This is a genomic window from Lunatimonas sp., assembly GCF_020832325.1.
In the GTDB taxonomy this organism is placed as follows: domain Bacteria; phylum Bacteroidota; class Bacteroidia; order Cytophagales; family Cyclobacteriaceae; genus Lunatimonas.
Genome location: NZ_JAFIEU010000050.1, coordinates 48,859 through 64,919 on the forward strand (window position 1 = coordinate 48,859; position 16,061 = coordinate 64,919).

The 16,061-nt window shown below is 47.6% G+C and carries 14 protein-coding genes; 6 read left to right on the top strand and 8 right to left on the bottom strand.

Features of this window, described 5'->3' with window-relative positions:
- The first annotated feature begins 148 nt into the window (after positions 1 to 148).
- The 5 genes from JJU34_RS19420 to JJU34_RS19440 all read left to right on the top strand — a co-directional run bounded on the left by JJU34_RS19420 (position 149) and on the right by JJU34_RS19440 (position 4,418).
- A complete protein-coding gene (locus tag JJU34_RS19420) occupies positions 149 to 913 on the top strand; it encodes a DUF1080 domain-containing protein (RefSeq protein WP_228694087.1) in 765 nt (254 codons plus the stop codon).
- Between the two features lie 36 nt (positions 914 to 949).
- Positions 950 to 2,293: a Gfo/Idh/MocA family oxidoreductase gene (locus tag JJU34_RS19425; RefSeq protein WP_228694088.1), complete on the top strand. Its 1,344-nt coding sequence runs from the start codon at positions 950 to 952 to the stop codon at positions 2,291 to 2,293.
- 287 nt (positions 2,294 to 2,580) lie between these two features.
- A complete protein-coding gene (locus tag JJU34_RS19430) occupies positions 2,581 to 3,210 on the top strand; it encodes a helix-turn-helix domain-containing protein (protein WP_228694089.1) in 630 nt (209 codons plus the stop codon).
- Positions 3,197 to 3,562: a HepT-like ribonuclease domain-containing protein gene (locus JJU34_RS19435; RefSeq protein ID WP_228694090.1), complete on the top strand. Its 366-nt coding sequence runs from the start codon at positions 3,197 to 3,199 to the stop codon at positions 3,560 to 3,562. Before JJU34_RS19430 ends, JJU34_RS19435 begins: the two co-directional genes overlap by 14 nt.
- Entirely contained in the window at positions 3,549 to 4,418 is an 870-nt protein-coding gene (locus JJU34_RS19440; protein ID WP_228694091.1) for an arylamine N-acetyltransferase, read from the top strand. The genes JJU34_RS19435 and JJU34_RS19440 overlap by 14 nt, the downstream gene beginning before the upstream one ends.
- Before the next feature lie 49 nt (positions 4,419 to 4,467).
- On the opposite strand, the gene msrB is transcribed toward JJU34_RS19440, so the two are convergent.
- Positions 4,468 to 5,562 (bottom strand): peptide-methionine (R)-S-oxide reductase MsrB, encoded by a 1,095-nt coding sequence (msrB, locus tag JJU34_RS19445; protein ID WP_228694092.1) that lies wholly within the window; start codon positions 5,560 to 5,562, stop codon positions 4,468 to 4,470.
- A gap of 52 nt (positions 5,563 to 5,614) precedes the next feature.
- Positions 5,615 to 5,803, bottom strand: a complete 189-nt coding sequence (locus tag JJU34_RS19450) for a PspC domain-containing protein (protein ID WP_228694093.1) — start codon at positions 5,801 to 5,803, stop codon at positions 5,615 to 5,617.
- 151 nt (positions 5,804 to 5,954) lie between these two features.
- On the opposite strand from JJU34_RS19450, the gene JJU34_RS19455 reads away from it, so the two are divergent.
- Positions 5,955 to 6,314, top strand: a complete 360-nt coding sequence (locus tag JJU34_RS19455; RefSeq protein ID WP_228694094.1) for a hypothetical protein — start codon at positions 5,955 to 5,957, stop codon at positions 6,312 to 6,314.
- A gap of 151 nt (positions 6,315 to 6,465) precedes the next feature.
- Here the strand turns inward: JJU34_RS19455 and JJU34_RS19460 are convergent, their stop codons facing one another.
- The 6 genes from JJU34_RS19460 to JJU34_RS19485 form a co-directional block, all read right to left on the bottom strand.
- On the bottom strand, positions 6,466 to 7,932 hold the full coding sequence (locus tag JJU34_RS19460; RefSeq protein ID WP_228694095.1) for a hypothetical protein: 1,467 nt from the start codon (positions 7,930 to 7,932) through the stop codon (positions 6,466 to 6,468).
- Positions 7,933 to 7,945: 13 nt separating this feature from the next.
- Complete coding sequence (locus JJU34_RS19465; RefSeq protein WP_228694096.1) at positions 7,946 to 10,828, bottom strand: carboxypeptidase-like regulatory domain-containing protein; 2,883 nt, start codon at positions 10,826 to 10,828, stop codon at positions 7,946 to 7,948.
- Between the two features lie 353 nt (positions 10,829 to 11,181).
- Positions 11,182 to 11,523 carry a gliding motility protein GldC gene (gldC, locus tag JJU34_RS19470; RefSeq protein ID WP_228694097.1) on the bottom strand — a complete coding sequence of 114 codons (342 nt, stop codon included), beginning with the start codon at positions 11,521 to 11,523 and terminating at the stop codon, positions 11,182 to 11,184.
- A gap of 318 nt (positions 11,524 to 11,841) precedes the next feature.
- Complete coding sequence (locus JJU34_RS19475; protein WP_228694098.1) at positions 11,842 to 12,882, bottom strand: SMP-30/gluconolactonase/LRE family protein; 1,041 nt, start codon at positions 12,880 to 12,882, stop codon at positions 11,842 to 11,844.
- An 11-nt stretch (positions 12,883 to 12,893) separates the two neighbouring features.
- On the bottom strand, positions 12,894 to 14,063 hold the full coding sequence (locus JJU34_RS19480) for an aldose epimerase family protein (RefSeq protein WP_228694099.1): 1,170 nt from the start codon (positions 14,061 to 14,063) through the stop codon (positions 12,894 to 12,896).
- Positions 14,060 to 15,904, bottom strand: a complete 1,845-nt coding sequence (locus JJU34_RS19485) for a sugar-binding domain-containing protein (RefSeq protein WP_228694100.1) — start codon at positions 15,902 to 15,904, stop codon at positions 14,060 to 14,062. Before JJU34_RS19485 ends, JJU34_RS19480 begins: the two co-directional genes overlap by 4 nt.
- Positions 15,905 to 16,061 lie beyond the last annotated feature (157 nt).

Here is a 16,061-nt window from a genome sequence, read left to right on the forward strand (position 1 = left end):
TTTTGGGTTGAGTACTTTTTCGCCCGTGGATAATGCAGAACGGTTTGGGAACTACATCCATAGAATTTTTAATTTCTATCCAAATGAGGAATTTTAGCGGCAAATCATTTAATTTGGTTTATTGATTAACCATAAACTAAAAAAACACATGAGATTTTATGTATTGTCTTCTGCGATAGCGGTAGGTTTTTTTGTCGCATCTTCTGCTATTGCTCAGCAAGAGGAGGTGAAACTACCTCCTCAAGCAACTGAATTTTATAAACCCGAAGTAAAAAAAGTAACACCTGGTAAGGAAAACCATTTGCCTCCGGCTGATGCCATCGTATTATTTGACGGCAGTAACTTGAATGCGTGGGTAAGCGACAAGCCGGGAAGTGCGCCGGCACCTTGGAAAGTGGAAAACGGTACATTTACCGTGGTCCCTCGAACCGGAGGCATCCGATCCAAGGAGTCTTTTGGCGATGTGCAGGTTCATATAGAATGGAGCGCTCCTACCGTGGTAAAAGGCACCGGTCAGGGTAGAGGAAACTCCGGTTTTTTCTTTATGGGAAAATATGAATTACAGATTTTGGATTCCTACGATAATGAGACCTATACAAACGGAATGGCCGCTAGTATTTACAAGCAGCATCCTCCTTTGGCCAATGCCATGCGGGCACCTGGTGAGTGGAACACCTACGATGCAATTTTCAAAGCACCTAGGTTTGATTCCAATGGCATGTTGGTCTCTCCGGCGCGTATAACCGTAATTCACAACGGCGTGCTGGTTCAAAACAACGTTGAGCTAAAAGGACCCACGATGTATATTGGCATTCCCAACTACGAAGCGCACGACGCGGCGTTGCCCTTTCATATCCAAGATCACGGAGATGAAGTTAAGTTTCGAAATATTTGGGTGAGAAAGCTAGATTAACATCTTCATACCTTTCCCAGACTAATCCTACTTACGATGAATTCGAGAAGAAAATTTATACAGAAGTCTTTGTTGGCGTCTGCCGGTGCGGCAGTATTGCCCAACGTAGTGTCTGCCGAGCATTTGGCAGCTCTCAAAAAGCGCGTGGGGGCGAATGACCAATTGAATATAGGCCTTATTGGATGCAAAGGGATGGGCTGGTCCAACATGAACAGCCATCTGTTGCTGCCGGAGGTAAATTGTGTGGCCTTGGCCGATGTGGACCAAAGTGTATTGGACCAACGCAGTGCCAATGTGCAGGAGCTGCGAGGTAAAAAGCCCAAACAATACACGGATTATCGCAAGATGCTGGAAGACAAAGATATTGATGCGGTGATCATCGGTACGCCGGATCATTGGCATTGTCTGAACCTGATTGACAGTTTGTCAGCAGGAAAGCATGCCTACGTGGAAAAGCCATTGGCAAACTCTATTGAGGAGTGCAACCTAATGGTTAAGGCTGCCGACCGGTATGGTAAGTTGGTTCAGGTGGGGCAATGGCAGCGAAGCGGTTCGCAATATGCGCAGGCTATTGACTTTGTCAAGTCCGGTAAATTGGGGAATATTAGATTGGTTAAAACCTGGGCCTATCAGGGGTGGATGAAGCCCGTGCCGGTGAAGCCAAATGGACAGCCCCCGCAGGGCGTAGACTACAAGATGTGGCTTGGGCCGGCACCCGAAAGGCCTTTTAATGAAAATAGGTTCCACTTTAATTTCCGTTGGTTTTGGGACTATGCCGGTGGGTTGATGACCGATTGGGGAGTGCATGAAATAGACATTGCACTGTATGCGATGGGCGTGAGTGCTCCAAAGTCGGTGATGGCCTCAGGAGGAAAATTGGCCTATCCGGACGATGCTTCCGAAACGCCCGATACGCTGCAGACGGTGTACGAATACGACGGGTTCAACATGCTTTGGGAGCACGCCACGGGTATCGATGGAGGTAACTACGGCACCACCGAGGGCATTGCTTTTATTGGCAACAACGGTACCTTGGTCGTGAACAGAGGCGGTTGGAAGGTGATCGCTGAAACTGAAAATGTGGATGGTCAACGCAAGGAAAAAATCGAGGCCATGGAACTGGTAAGACCTTCCGGAAACGCGCAGCAGATCCACTGCAAAAACTTTGTAGATGCGATCAAATCCAATGATGCAAGTAAGTTAAATTGTGGGATTAAGACCGGTTCGGTAGCCGCGATCAATGCCCACATGGGCAATGTCGCGTACAAGCTAGGCCGCAAAATTTACTGGGATGCACAGAAGGGCGCTTTTACCGAGTCAGATGCCAATTTACTGACCCAGGCTAATTATCAAAACGGCTGGAAGCTTCCTCAAGTATAGATGCCCTTCCTAAGAAGATGCCGCATCGTACTTACGTTGGTAGGAGGTCGGTATACTACTGACAATCATGATTCGAATCAATCAGGTGCTTTGAAGGTTATTTTAGGAAGGGCTATTAGGGTGTACTAGGATATCTTCTGCCTGTAGCATTTAGTATTCATGGTTTAAAAAGCAAGGTAACCCCTTGCTTTTTTTGGTTATATTTCACTTCTTGGTACTCGTATGTGTTAAATTGTTTTTTATCAACCATACCAAATAAGCACGTTTAACCAGTCTAGGATGCAGCCATGAAGCTGCCAATGTCTGACAAAGATTCAGTTATGATCAATGCCTTTGGAACAAAGATAAGAGCGTTTCGGAAAAAACGGCGGTGGACACTAGCTCAAGTGTCTATCCACCTAGGTATTGACCAAGCCATCGTAAGCAAAGCAGAAAGAGGGCTTAGGAATTTAACGAAACAACAGGTGTTAGTGCTTGCAGAAGTGTTTGAGGTGTCTCCGGAGGTATTGATGGTGCCGTGGTTAGCTGATCGGGTTGCGCAGTCCGTTGGTGAGGAATCCCATATCGCTGGAGAGGCCTTTCAATTGGCCAATCAGGTGGTGGCATTTCGCAATTACGACCCTTTTAATCTCAGGAAGAACTACCTGGATTTGGTTGATGTCATTGCTAGATTTAGCCAGGTGAAGCAGGCTTGGGTGTATGGATCCTTTGCCAAACGTCGAGTGAATGCGGAGAGTGATGTGAACATTGCGTTGCGAACAGTAGGCGCCTTTTCTTATTTTGACCTTGCAGAGATTCACAATAAACTAGAAAACCGACTCGGACGTCCGGTTGATATCGGTTGGGTGGATAACTTTAAGGAACCCATTTGGAGCACCATGAAAGACGAGCTCATCTTGATCTATGAAAAAGTTTGACGACAAAAGGAGTTCGATTGCAGTAGCTGCTTTATTGCATGCAATAGATCGGATTTCTCAGCATATAAAAAATGTAAACCTGGATGATTTCAGAGTGAATGCTACGCTTCAAGATGCCGTTTACTTCCAATTATCCATTATTTCAGAGAAAGTGCAGGAAATTGATCGATTTTTCTTAGATAGGTACGATTATCCTTGGTATCAGCTTAAGACCTTCAGGAAATTGATGCTGAATGAAAAGTTTAATATTCACTTGGAAGCGGTGTGGTTGATGGTAGAAAAAGATCTTCCGGATTTGAGAAAAACCTTGGAAGCGATGCAGCAAAGAGAATTTTCAGATGGTAGAAAGTAGCGCTTACAGTTCCTTTTCCCCTTTTTTCCGGGAAATATCTACAAAGGAGTTGGTAGACTATCTCGTGCGCATAGGCTATCAGGAAGACGCTAGCCCGTCCATGGATTGCCTAAAACGTTTACATTATCTACATCCTCAGTCCATTCCTTTTGAGAACCTGAATCCATTTTTAGGAATTCCCATTAGCCTAGATACGGATTCGCTTTGGAGAAAGCTCGTCTATGATGGGCGCGGAGGCTACTGTTTCGAGCACAACCTACTTTTTGGAGCGGTTCTTCGGAAAATTGGCTTTCAAGTGAAAAGCCTTGCGGCAAGGGTGCTTTGGCAACTGCCTCCTGGCAAAATCATGCCACGGGATCACATGGTATTGCTCGTGTCGCTGGAGGGAGTGGAATGGCTTGTAGATGTAGGATGGGGTGGAAACACCGTCACCGAGCCGTTGCGTCTGAAAGAAACGGGGATTCAGATCACATCCCATGAGCCTTTTCGCATCCAAAAACGGAAAGATCTGTATGTGCTATCCATTGACATTCATGGACGCTGGGAGGAGATGCATGAATTTGGAACGACAGAGTTTCTACTTCCTGATTATGAGGTGATCAGCTGGTACCTATGTAACCATCCCGAATCCCTTTTTGTCAATCACCTGATGGCCGCACGCACCCTTCCAATGGGTAGAATTACGCTCAAGGACAACCAATTTTCCAGGCATCGACTGGACGGAAAGACCGAAAAGACCATTCTGGGATCTACCGATGAGTTGGAACAGGTCCTGACAGAGGAATTTAAAATTCACCTTCCCAACAGTGCAAAGCTGAAGGAACGATTGAATGACTGCATTAATTCCTTTGACTAAAGCAATGTGGATAGATTGCGGAGTTTGTACTACGTGGTTTCGGTGTACCCTAATTCACTAACCACAGATAGCTTCCGTACCCATTTTTTTCCATTTCTGCCTTTGGAATAAACCGCATGGCTGCCGAGTTCATGCAGTAGCGCAGGCCGGTAGGAACTGGTCCATCATTGAATACGTGCCCCACATGGGAGTCTCCGTATTTGCTTCTAACTTCTACGCGCGTCATACCGTGGCTCTTATCCATTACCTTTTCCAGATATCGGGCATCAATGGGCTTTGTAAAACTCGGCCATCCCGAGCCCGATTCGTATTTATCGGCAGAACTGAATAGTGGTGCTCCTGATACGATGCACACGTATATTCCGGCTTCTTTGTTGTCATTGTAGGCGTTGTCAAAGGCTCTTTCCGTAGCTTCCTCCATGGTAACCTGGTATTGCAGCGAAGTTAACTTGGCTTTCAACTCTGCTTGCGCGGGCTTTTTGTAACGCTCCGCAGAAGGAACCTCCCAATGGGCCTGTATGAAACGATCCCTACCGGAACCTGTGCGGTAACTTTTGTATTCGCGCGGGCTTTTCTTGTAGTAGTCTTGGTGATAGGCCTCCGCCTTGTAGAAGTTGGTAAACTTAACGATTGGTGTTACGATCGGCTTTTCAAATATTCCGGAACGACCAAGTCGCTCTTTGGAAGCCTCGGCAACCTGCTTCTGTCGATTATCATGGAAAAATATTGCAGACTCGTATTGGCTACCTCGATCGTAAAACGAGCCACCCTCGTCCGTTGGATCAAACTGCTGCCAGAAAATATCAATAATCTCTGCATAGCTGATTACATCTGGATCAAACGTGACCTGTACCGCTTCCTTGTGGGAGGTGCGGCCTCCAGAGACGTCCGAGTAGGTCGGGTTTTTCTCCTTCCCGCCAGCATATCCAGAAACGACCGAGATAATCCCATCTATCCCTTCAAAGGGAGCCTCGATGCACCAAAAACAGCCACCGGCGAAGGTAGCTAGTTCCTTTTTTCCAGCATAGGTGACGGGCTGAGTTTCTGTCTCTGATAATTCACGCTCTGTCGGTCCACCCGCCGAACAAGCCACTGTGGCAAGGTACAAGAAGATTACAGACCAGAAGAAATTTACTCTTTGCATAGGTATCAAACTTTTACGATTAACCAACAAGGTGCGGTAGATGTTTAAAAACTCACTCCTCTGGCATTACAAACCATAGGATTAGGTACACCAGAATACCTGGAAACGCAGCGCTTAATAAGGAAACCAAAACATAGACAATCCTCAGCTTATCGGCATCCCATCCTAGGTATTTTGCCAAGCCGGAGCAGACGCCTGCGATCATTTTGTTTGAGCGTATTCGGGTTAGCTTTTTTTCCATGGCAGCGATCTTTATTGGTTTTCAATGCTTATTTTTGATTCAGGGGTGTGATTTACTCTTTCGCACCAGACCTGAACCATCTAAGCAATAATACAATCTTTTTCGAAAATAAAATCCGGCACTTAGGTTATATTTGTCAAAAAAGTCCGCCATGCAGGAATCTTGGAGATTTAGAGATATGTCATTGGAGACCGACGAAGCGCTGGATTCGGCTCACTGGATAGAGCAGGTGTTTGTTGAGAGAAAAACAGAATTGGGAATTTTTTTATCCTATTATTTCCGATCAGAAGGCGCAGTGGTTGAAAATGTTTCCCTACAATCACGGCAGTCAGAAACAGCAACTAACGGCACCCTAGCCGTTCGCTTTGACTTGGTCCATTTCAATGCATGCCTGAATATACACGAACAGGGGAAGGAGTCTATGGAGCTTCGTTACGAGGCATTGCCTTCCCAACGGGAGTTGGTACTTACCGGTCCCTTTTGGCCGGAGAGGGAACCGGATGGTTTTTGAATGGTAGGGTTTGATTCAGGTACCACGTTGGAGGAGTGGGGTAGGCATTTGGGAAAGTGATTCTAGGATTTCCATGTGTTGATATGGATACCTGCAATCACTTTCCCGGTCTGCGTTAATCAATCGGAAGCCCTCCATCAAAAATCCACACTTACCTTGGTAGATCGTTTCCTATAAACTCATTGGGATTGACGGTTGGGATATTCGAGCCCCATTTTTGGTTGATGACCTCGATAAACCGGTTGGCAATGAAGGCGCTGGCACGGCCGTTGGGGTGTACACCATCCACTGAAAAAGCACCGTTTGGCGGTGCGATGCCGGGTGATAGGGCGACTCCTCCTGCGCTGATCTGCCCCTGCAAGACCTCGTTAAACATTTGGTTGATGTCTACCAAGACCAGTCTGTCGGCTTGCGCTTGGACGGCGTTTGCAATGATGCCGTTGAACGTAGTGATCTTTTGGGCTATTTCGTCGATTTCCGAGGGTATAAGCACATATTCATCGCCCACAGGAACAGTAAGCCCTACAATATTAAGTGGATTTCCGCCGATCGAGGTACCCAGCACCTGGGAGAGGGTAAGGGTTGCTCGGTCGTTGGCATTGGATTGCCGAATAGACGGTAGTCCTCTATCCGACAGATCGGTAAGTGTTTCGTCTGTCATTACGAAGCCATTGGCTCCCACCTGAAAGTTTATTCTCCTTAAGTTTCTCTCCTCGGCTGTAATGAGGTTTCCAGCAAGTGCCTGGTCCAATCCCTGATTATAGCCCTGATAGGCATTATTTGCAAGACTTACTTGTACAGAGGTAAGAGGTACTGCATTCCAGGGAATCAGCGTGAAGTAGGGGAGTGCATTTAGATTGGGGATGTTGGCTACTGCTCCTTTCGCATTGGGGTTGGCCTGAAGCATCGCTCCGAGAGCGAGGGCATACCGATTGGCAAAGTCTGCATCGGAGGTCAGTAATCCTGGATTTGATCCTCCGGTAAGTGCATAGCCAAGTACATCGTTTTTACCTAGCCAGAACGTGAAAAAGGTTCCTCCATTGGCTAATGCCGCTGCAGCATCCCCAACAAGCGTCGAGCTGCCTGGACTACTCGCAAATCGGGCATACTCTGGATTGAATGCCGGATGGTTGGGTTGACTGATATCACCGGTCTCTGGGATCAGTGCGGTACCCAAACTGATTCGGTTGACGCCAAAATTATTCAGTTCGGATTTATTGCCAGTAAATGGTGTAATGGGGTTTCCTGGTATGATAGGATCCGGTAGGGTAACACCTGTGTTGGGGTTAGTCCGCAGGATCAATCTGCCCAGGCTGATACCCCCCGGTCCAGGGCTGAAGAAGCCTACCTCGGCATTGATGTCAGGAACACGAAAGGGGCCTCCGCCTACCTGTTCCATTTGTCGGGCCAAAATAACCGAAAAGCTGTTTTGTTGGGACCGGTTATACAAAGCACCGTCCATCACGCCTGCAGTAATGGAGGAGCCAATGCTGACCATTTTGGTAAAATCCGCCTGTCCCGAACTGGGTTCGGGTGCAGGGGACTCAGGGAAATCGTAGTTACAGGCGCCAGCAACTGCTAAAAGGGCAATTAGTAGGTATTTTGCGGTGGGTTTCATGGCGTAGGCTGGTTTAGTTTAACAATTCGTCAAACGTGATGGAGAGGTAATAAATGGCTCCAATAGTAGGTCCTCCAAAGTTTAGGATGTACCGGTTATTGAAAATATTCGAACCGCCAAGTTTGACGATGCTCTTGATGTTTTTGAGCCGGTAGCTAACCTGGGCATCCACATTGTGGAATTCAGGCACATCTCCCTGTGCAAAAGACGATTCCCAACGGAACCCTGTCTGATATCTGTAGGCAACGTTAAATCCGAGTTTTTGAGTCAACTTCCGATTGCCAAACATGATGTTGGTTTTGTGCTCGGGCGTGTTGAAGTCGGAGATAAAGCCTTCCTCGAACTCCGTGATTAAGCGATTGAAATTATAGTTTCCACTTATGGTATAGTTCTTGGGCAGATTATACGTAAGGCCTATCACTGCACCATGTGCTCTGACCTCCCGGTCAACAATGTTGGTGTAGGTCTGGAAGGTGTTTTCTTGGCCAGGAATGGTAACCGGTGTCAGTAAGGTGGGAGCATTGACGGCGTTGATAGCGCCCTGATCGGTATTCAATGCAGCCCCTGGGAATACCGGACCGGGAGCTTTGCGAACGGCTGTCTGTGTGATAAAGTCGTTGTACACATTGTAATAGTAGGCCATATCGATCAATAGGCGGTTATTGTTGAGCAATCCTTTGTATCCCACTTCGGTGGACCGTACTTGCTCGGGTCGCAGGTCAGGCAGAGATTCTACCCGCTGTAGTAGTGCCGTGGCGGCGGGATCGACTGGGCTGGCTCCTGCTCCTACTGCCGCTGCATAGCGTTGCACGGAGGCTAAACTGAAGGAGTTTTCGAAGATATTGTACTTCTCCCGGTAGAAAGGCAAGCCTCCAATCAGCCTGGCAGACACCACGTTCAGGTCTATGTGTTGTCCCTGTGTAGTAGGCATTCTGAACCCCGTTTGGAAGGAAGCCCGGAAGTTGCTGTTTCCTTCAGTCCATACTCCGGAGATTCTTGGGCTAAACTGACCTTCGAAGTTTTCGTTTTTGTCATATCGTAAGGATCCAGTGATCTTCAGTTTATCGTTGACCACCCGCTTAGCTCCCTGCACGAAGGCACCTATTTCCTGGATGGTGATATCGTTGCCTTCCACATCGGCAAAGATGGTCCCATTGGACCGTAGGTCGTAGATGCGGTATGAACCGCCGGCCAATAGGTCCATGAACTGGATTTCGTTTTTGAAGTTATACTGACCCTCTACCATATTCATCTGGGATTGGTCATTGAAAAGGGCCCCCTGTGGAATCACCTGGCTTCTGATCTGGGAGGTAGCCTGTTCGAATTGCTGTGATCCTGGCAAATACCTGCCCACATCTGCCTGTTGGCGCGCAAACTGATGGGCCATGGCCTGCTGGGCAGGATTGCCCATAGCGCCAGGGGCTACCTGCTGCTGTGCCAAAGCGCCCATGTAGTTGAGCGTATACTCGCCAAACCAAGCAGAGTTGTTTTTCCAGCTGTCATTGATGTTTACTCCCAGCAGGTCTGCAATATAAGAGTCTCCCGAGTTTTCGCGGGTTGTATAGGCACGGAGGAAGTAGTTATCTCCCTTTAGTTCCAATTTGTGCTGGGTAATGTTGAAATTGTTTAGCGAGTAGCGCTGTGCGCCGGTATAAACCGAGGTTCCTGCTCCGTAGTTGATGGTGTAGGAAAGTTCAGACCGATCGTTGATTCGGTAGTGAAGTGCTCCATTGAATTTGTAGTTTTTGGCACCATAGTCTACTAGGTATCGCTCTTCGTAGCCGGTACGCGAAACTACTTGGTCCGGTATGCTGCTGATATATCCACCCAACCCCAGTGCGTTGGCCTGAGTCTGTATGGCAGCCACGTTTCGTAAGAGTCCTATATTATTGGATACTTCGTCTCCGAATACATGTACTTGGTTTTCTCCTGGGTTAAAGGGAAGACTTCCCTGTGCCTCCCGATTTAGGTCAGTGGCATCGGTACCGTGCCAGTCGGTGGCTTCAAGGAAAGAAGCGCTGATTTTAAAAGCTAACTTATTATTGAAGGCATGGGCATAACGGATGGCTCCTTCGTACATAGGTTGAGGAGCGCTAGGTTCACCTGGTCTACCGTTGAAGTGGTTGAAGCCCTGTTTATAGAAGGCGCTTAAACCTTGGTAATCAAAAGGGCTTTTACTGTTTACTAATAAAATTCCGTTAAACGCATTGGGTCCGTACAGCGCGGAGGCTGCTCCAGGAATAAACTCCACGCTTTCAACATCCAGTTCCGAGGGTCCGTTGAGGTTTCCTATGGGGAAATTGAGTGCGGGGGCCTGTGTGTCCATTCCATCCGTTAATTGAACGAAACGGGTGTTGCCGGTGGAGTTAAATCCCCGGGCGTTGAGAATCTGGAAATTGATGGAGGAGGAGGTGACATCCACGCCCTTGAGGTTTGCGATTGCCTTGTAGTAGGAGTCCGAGGCCGTTTCCCGTATGGCCAGGATATCCATTTTTTCTACAGTTACGGGGGATTGCAGGATGCTTTCCTCTACGCGGGAGGCCGATACAACCACCTCTTGGCCCAGGAAGGATTGCTCGGCTAGGGCGATGGAAAGACCGCTTACGTTTTCTTGGGTGATCTCCACTTCTTGCGTGGCAAAGCCCACCATGGAAAAAACCAAGGTCAGCGGTGGGGCTTGATTTACGCTTAGGCGGAAGTTGCCCTCCATGTCGGTCACCGTTCCCATGACCCTACCTTTTACAAGAATGTTTACACCTATGAGGGGGTCTTTGGTATCTGCTTCTGTTACTTTCCCGCTGATGGAAGTTTGCTGGGCGAAGCTATGCTGAACCCAAAAAAAACCGATCAACAGCAACGATAAAATCTTTGATAAGTTTGCGTAGTTGTGTAACATAGGAGTTTTGGCTTATTGTTAAAATTTCTCTAAAAGGCAATCAGTTGGTTACACTTCTGGCCACGGACAGATTGGTTATTTCAAGTCATGTGGGTTGGCTATTCGTATGCATATTAACGTATTCCTGAAGAAATAGGCAACGTTTTACATCATTATTTTTTGTAAAATATCATTCGGGATCCCTGAAAAAAAGGAAAACTGCACTATTATTTTAAATAATGATCCCTGTAATACATGTATTTTTCAAAAATTAGCGATGGTTTACAACACATTATGGAATACTGCAAAAAGGGAAATTGAAAAAATGAATTTTTGCCCCCTTTTAGGCAAAAAAAATGGAATTAAGGACTTGCTTATCCTTGATTTTTATTTTCTTCATTTACGTGTTTTACCAAGCGATCACAGAGTTCTTTTAACTCCTCGGCATAGTATTCGTCACCAGTAGCATTGAGGATCGTTTGGGCCATACCTCCGAGAATATCAATATAAAAGCGCTTCATCTCCGCCACCGACATGTCGTCTGTCCACAGGTCAATGCGAAGTGTGCTATGGTTGAGGTTATCCCACACGTTCAGGCTGATGCTTCGGGTAGACTCCATTCCTTCACTTTCCTTATCGGTGGCATTCCACTCAATGGATTTGGGTAGATTTTTTTCGTCTAGGGAGATGGTGAAATTGATGTCTGATTTTTTCATGTGTCTATAATTGTTTTTCAGCGGTCACATGGAATCTCGCATGGTTGATAGTCATCCCAGTGTGTGACGGCTGCGTCATGCTCGATTTCATCCGTTTAGAGTTGCAGTGTGCAATACTAGATTTTGGTTTGCGGTAAAAGAATGATCAGGGAAATCTTCCGAGTGTTTTCTGTCAAGCGCGCCGCAAAAATAAGAAAGATTACGACTGGATCAGGATTTCATCCCATATAAAATCAAAAGGGATAGCATCAAATAGGACCAAATCGTTGACTGGCACGAAGAAAGCACCCATTTCCAAAAAAAACAAGTAGCTAGTTACTACTTGGCAATCTGTTGTATGGGTACACGAATCACGTAACTGTCGGCCGTTACATACAGGTATCTTTCCGCGTTATCCAGTGCCACATTGGAGGTGAGTTGGCCAACTTTCAGTTTTCCAAGCAGCATCCCTTGTGCGTCAAAGATCCAGACTCCCCCCGGCCCGGTGGCATAGATGATTCCCTTTGCAGAAACCTTTAGCCCGTCGGGTAGGCCCTTATCCTGCTGCAATGCAACAGATGCATCGTAAAAGATCTGTCCTTCATCTAGCGATTTGCCTTGGTCCAGTACCCGGTACACGTACCAATATGGTTTTTGTGGATCGGAGTTGGCAATCAGCAGTGAATGCTCTCCCGGTAGAAAGTGAATGCCGTTTGGTCGGCTAAGGCTATCCACCAGCAAGGTGATGGTTTCGTCTACGGGACTATATCGGTATACTCCCTGAAAAGGAAGCTCTTTGAGCGGGTCATTGATGTTCTTTTCCAAGCCATACGGAGGATCCGTGAAATATAAATTACCTTGACTGTCGAACACTGCATCGTTGGGGCTATTGAAGCGTTTTCCTTCATAGTTGTCTGCAATGGACTGGTAGATGGGTTTTGGGTTGGCAAGTGGTGCATCCATCAAGGCCATCTGCCGGTCTCCGTGTTGGCATAAGACCAACCTGCCCTCGGGATTTAGCAATAGCCCATTGGAACCGACTTCGCCTCCCCGGTCGGCTGTGCCGGTGTACCCGGAGGGCTGCAGGTAGGGTCTAACTCCCTCACCTTGCCTCCAACGGTGTACGGTATTGGTAGGGATTTCAGAAAAAAGCAGCATCTGTTCTTTTTCCACCCAGAGTGGCCCCTCCGTCCATTCGAAGCCTTGGCCGAGAATCTCCACTTCGGTACCTTCCGGAAAGAGAATATCCATCAGTTCGTGATTCCTTTCGATCTCCAAGGTGAGAGGAGGGGCATCGGATTTTTCAGAGCGTGTCTGCGGACCACAGGCGAACAGGGCAAGTGCTGCTAGCTGGAATAGGCGAAGAAGGTACCCTTTCATGGTTTATTCACTTAAGGTTCAACGGAAAACTTGTAGATGCAGACATGCTGATATGTTTCTCCCGGATTCAACACTACCGAAGGGAAGTTGGGCTGGTTTGGAGAATCGGGAAAATGCTGTGTTTCAAGGCATATGGCACCCCGCTTTTCGTAGATTTTTCCTTCCTTGGACTTAGATTGCCCGTTCATAAAGTTGCCGGTGTAGATCTGAACGCCCGGCTGTGACGTAAAAACTTCCATTTTTCTGCCGTTTTCGGGCACCACCACCGTCGCGGCTAGTTCTGGCTTATTTCCAGTATCTTTTTTGTTCAGCACCCAGTTGTGATCGTAGCCGCCGGCTATTTTTAGTTGAGGATAGTCATCGTCGATCCGATCGCCCACTAGGTGAGGAGTACGGAAATCCATAGGAGTACCTGCCACGGGAGCGATTTCACCTGTTGGTATCAGCACCTCGTTTACTGGGGTGAAGTAGTCTGCGTTCAGGGTTAGCAGGTGGTTGTGGACGTTGCCATTGCCATGCCCGTTAAGGTTATAAAAACCATGGTGGGTTAAGTTTACAATGGTTTTTTGATCGGTCTCCGCTTCGTAGCCAATTTTGAATTCATTGTCGTCGGTGAGCTCATAAGTCATAATCACCGTTAGGTTTCCTGGAAATCCCGCTTGCCCATCGGCAGAAATGTACTTTAATTTCAACAGTTGATCAGACGACTCCAATACCTCCCAGACAACGGCGTGATATCCACCAGGCCACCCATGCAGGTTGTTGGGTCCGTTGTTTGCCTCCAATTGGTAGGTTTTGCCGTCCAGTGTAAACTGTGCATTGGCTATCCGATTGCCGTACCTTCCAATCGGTGCCCCAAAGTAGCCGCCTCCGGCTTCCATGTAATCGTCGAGGTTGTCAAAGCCTAAATTGATGTCTTCAAAGTTTCCATCTTTGTCAGGGGTAAAAAGCTCCAATATGCGCCCGCCGTAGTTGGTGACCGTCATTTCCAATCTGTTCTTATTTTTTAACAGAAAAAATCGGACATCTCCCTCCGGTAGGGTACGCTCAAATTTCTTAGGATCAAGTTTGCTATGCATTTGTTCGGATTTTTCGTTGGTTTGTTGTTTGGTATTTTCTGAGGAGGTGCCGCATGCGAACGCAAGCAGTGCCATTCCCATAAAGTTGACTAGGGTTTTCATTTTTCGCTTAGGTTGATGTCGTATAAGGATTGGTGAAGGGCTTTTAGCATATCGGGATCAAATTTCAAAATTTTTCGGTCGTAGGTCATCAGACCATTGACTTCTACCTCTACATCGGTGGTTTGTGTATAGATGGCAGCAGAAAGGCCCATCGGAATCAAAGGCTTCAGATCATTGATAAGTTGATGATAGCGGTTGCTGAGTTCGGTCTTGTCTTTAAAACTTTGGTAGCCCCAGTTGTCTTTTTCCTGCCAGGTGTGGCCCTCTACCGGCAGGCCCAGGCCCCCGTATTCGCCCAATACGATAATTTGCTGCCGTCCCCAGATCTGAGGGTCTGGCATGACTGGGTCCGGATAGTTGTGCATATCCATGATTTGGCCCGATAGGGTGTAATTGCCGCCGCTTGCCCCGTTGACGAGTCGGGTGGGGTCGTACTGGACCGTCCAGTCCACAATCTCTTCTGTTTTGAACTGGCCCCAAGCTTCGTTGAAAGGAACCCATACTACGATAGAGGGGAAATGGTAATTGGCATCCATGATGGCTTTCCACTCCTTGCGGAAAATAGACTCAGACTCCGTTGTTCGCACTTTTTCCGTTCCTTTGCCAAGGACGCCTGGTCTGGATTCCCAGCGGTTGCCCATATCGCCACTGGGCATATCCTGCCACACCAACATGCCCAGCCTGTCACAGTGATAGTACCAGCGGGCAGGCTCCACTTTCACGTGCTTTCGGATCATGTTAAATCCCATTTCTTGGGTTTTTACGATGTCAAATAGTAGGGCTTCTTCCGTAGGTGCGGTGTAAAGCCCGTCGGGCCACCAACCCTGATCCAGCGGGCCGTACTGAAATAGAAACTCGTCGTTTAGCATCATCCGCTGAATGCCGTTTTTGTCTGTCGCCATGCTGATTTTCCGCATAGCCGCGTAGCTTTTTACCTGATCAACCACCCGACGTCCTTCCATCAGGATTACTTCTACATCGTATAGTACAGGTGTATCGGGTGACCAAAGTTTTGGATTGGCAACGGGTACTACGGCTTCATTTCCGGGAGATACTTCCCGTTCTCCCACTAGCTTTCCTGCCTCTAATACCCGGACCCGGATACGTTGTCCAGGTTTTGCCGATTGAACAAAGGGCCGAATGGAAAAAGCGTTTTGATCTACAATGGCCGTGTTCCTCAGGTCCGTGATATGTGATTCGGGTACGGTTTCCAACCATACAGATTGCCAAATCCCAGTGACCGGTGTGTACCAGATTCCATGGGGGGATTTGACCTGCTTGCCCCGAGGCTGAGGTCCATCATCGGTGGGATCCCACACCCGTACATCGATGGTCTGACTTCGTCCAGAAGTCAGGTAGTCGGTGATATCGAAATAAAAGGGATCAAAACCGCCTTGATGCAGGCCAACGGATGTTCCATTGACGAATACCTCCGTCTCCCAATCCACGGCCCCGAAATGAAGCAGAAGGCGTTCATTTCTTCTGGGCTTGGCAGTTTGCACGATTTTTCTATACCAAAGTTCCTGTTCCGTACCTACTTCCCTGCCCACCCCGGATAGTGCAGACTCGACCGCAAAGGGAACCAATATGTTGCCTTCATGAGTCGCTGGCCGGGGGGAACCTTTCGCCAATATGGCATAGGACCACAAACCGTTTAATGTTTGCCAATTTGCCCGCTCCATTTGTGGACGTGGATATTCGGGTAGTGGATTGCCGGGATCTACCTGATCTGCCCAAGTGCTGCGGATTTTTCCTGCTACAATTTGCCATTCATTAGCTTGCGCAAAGAGTAAAAATGGCATGCAAAAAAACAAAACAACTACGAGTATTCGTTTCAACATACGCTTTGGGTTTGAAGCAAATTTAGTTTTAATAATGCGTACCTCCTTGCTTTGGCCTCTTTTTTTTGCCTATTTTTGGAACCATAGGCACCCGGTATCTTTCGTAATCTATTCCCCCCAAAGAACGGTGGCGTTCCAATGATTATAGGTGAAGGGT

Bases quoted from the DNA above. Each gene is read 5' to 3' on its own strand.
- JJU34_RS19475 (WP_228694098.1), bottom strand. From the start codon at position 12,882: ATGAAAGGGTACCTTCTTCGCCTATTCCAGCTAGCAGCACTTGCCCTG.
- JJU34_RS19435 (WP_228694090.1), top strand. From the start codon at position 3,197: ATGAAAAAGTTTGACGACAAAAGGAGTTCGATTGCAGTAGCTGCTTTA.
- JJU34_RS19480 (WP_228694099.1), bottom strand. From the start codon at position 14,063: ATGAAAACCCTAGTCAACTTTATGGGAATGGCACTGCTTGCGTTCGCA.
- JJU34_RS19440 (WP_228694091.1), top strand. From the start codon at position 3,549: ATGGTAGAAAGTAGCGCTTACAGTTCCTTTTCCCCTTTTTTCCGGGAA.
- JJU34_RS19450 (WP_228694093.1), bottom strand. From the start codon at position 5,803: ATGGAAAAAAAGCTAACCCGAATACGCTCAAACAAAATGATCGCAGGC.
- JJU34_RS19455 (WP_228694094.1), top strand. From the start codon at position 5,955: ATGCAGGAATCTTGGAGATTTAGAGATATGTCATTGGAGACCGACGAA.
- msrB (WP_228694092.1), bottom strand. From the start codon at position 5,562: ATGCAAAGAGTAAATTTCTTCTGGTCTGTAATCTTCTTGTACCTTGCC.
- JJU34_RS19485 (WP_228694100.1), bottom strand. From the start codon at position 15,904: ATGTTGAAACGAATACTCGTAGTTGTTTTGTTTTTTTGCATGCCATTT.
- gldC (WP_228694097.1), bottom strand. From the start codon at position 11,523: ATGAAAAAATCAGACATCAATTTCACCATCTCCCTAGACGAAAAAAAT.
- JJU34_RS19430 (WP_228694089.1), top strand. From the start codon at position 2,581: ATGAAGCTGCCAATGTCTGACAAAGATTCAGTTATGATCAATGCCTTT.
- JJU34_RS19420 (WP_228694087.1), top strand. From the start codon at position 149: ATGAGATTTTATGTATTGTCTTCTGCGATAGCGGTAGGTTTTTTTGTC.
- JJU34_RS19460 (WP_228694095.1), bottom strand. From the start codon at position 7,932: ATGAAACCCACCGCAAAATACCTACTAATTGCCCTTTTAGCAGTTGCT.
- JJU34_RS19425 (WP_228694088.1), top strand. From the start codon at position 950: ATGAATTCGAGAAGAAAATTTATACAGAAGTCTTTGTTGGCGTCTGCC.
- JJU34_RS19465 (WP_228694096.1), bottom strand. From the start codon at position 10,828: ATGTTACACAACTACGCAAACTTATCAAAGATTTTATCGTTGCTGTTG.